Origin of the sequence: Kitasatospora sp. NPDC047058 (assembly GCF_040643935.1) — a bacterium.
GTDB lineage: Bacteria > Actinomycetota > Actinomycetes > Streptomycetales > Streptomycetaceae > Kitasatospora.
This window is the reverse complement of the sequence record NZ_JBEYVJ010000926.1, coordinates 1-1,162: the sequence shown is the minus strand read 5'-3', so window position 1 is coordinate 1,162 and position 1,162 is coordinate 1. Positions and strand designations below refer to the sequence as shown.

Sequence of the window (1,162 nt, the reverse complement as noted above, 5' to 3'; positions counted from 1 at the left end):
CGCGAGATCGCCCGGCGGGCCGGCTACCCGCTGAAGCACCTGATGCTCGCCGCCCACCTGCGCGCCCTGGCCCTGGTCACCGGCGAGGCGGACCTCGTCACCGGCGTCTTCACCCACGGCCGCCCGGAGGCGGAGGGCGCCGAACGGATGACCGGCATGTTCCTCAACTTCCAGCCGCACCGGGCCCGGCTGGCCGGACGGACCTGGCCGGAGCTGATCGAGGAGGTGTTCCGGGCCGAGGCCCGCGCCCTGCCGCACCGCCGCTACCCGACCTCCGCCATCGCCCGGGACGCCGGGCGCGAGGAGCTCTTCCCCGCGCTGTTCAACTACACCGAGTTCCCGGCCTACGCCGAGGCTGCCGACGCCGGCGCGCTGATCACCGACGTCCGCTGGTTCGAGCACACCGACGCGCCGTTCCTGGTCAACGTCGGCCGGGACATCAGCCAGGCCCGGCTCGAACTGACCGTCAACGCCGACGGCCGCCTGCTCGCGCAGCCGGTCACCGAGGCCCTCGCCCGGCTCCACACGGCCGTCCTCGGGCAGATCGCCGCCAACCCCGAGGGCGCCGTCCTCGGCACCACCGACGAGCTGCGCAGCGTCGAGGCCGAACTCCGGACGTACGCCACCACCGGCCTGCCCGCCCTCACCGACCCGTACTCGACCACCACCACTGGAAAGGACACCCCGAAGCGATGACCACCACCCACGACCCCGCCACCGCGAACGACCCCGCCACCGAGCAGGTCCGCGTCTTCGAGCAGCCCGACGGCTACCTCACCCACTACCGGCTGTGGGGCCCCGACCGGGCCGCGGACCTCGTCGTCATGCTGCACGGCGGTATGAGCCACTCCGCCTGGCAGGCCCCGCTCGGCACCCGCCTCGGCCGGCTCCCCGGCACCGCCTTCGTCGCCATCGACCTGCGCGGCTCAGGCCTCAACGCCGGCCGCGGCCACATCCCCTCCGGCGAGCTCGCGGTCGAGGACATCGCCAACGTGCTCCGCCACCTGAAGGACTCCTACGGCCGGATCCACCTGGCCGGCTGGTGCTTCGGCGCGCAGGTGGCCACGGTCGTCGCGGCCGGTCGGCCACGACCTGATCCGGGTGCACGGCGCACGCGAGAACAACCTCAAGGACGTCAGCATCGAGATCCCGAAGCGCCGGC

The 1,162-nt window shown here is 73.6% G+C and carries 2 protein-coding genes; both read left to right on the top strand.

The window, feature by feature from the left end:
* The coding region (locus tag ABZ885_RS41685; RefSeq protein WP_360200492.1) for a condensation domain-containing protein at positions 1 to 696 on the top strand (696 nt) is incomplete at its 5' end.
* Positions 693 to 1,162 (top strand): alpha/beta fold hydrolase (locus tag ABZ885_RS41680; RefSeq protein WP_360200490.1); only part of this gene is annotated, 470 nt, incomplete at its 3' end. The genes ABZ885_RS41685 and ABZ885_RS41680, both read left to right, overlap by 4 nt.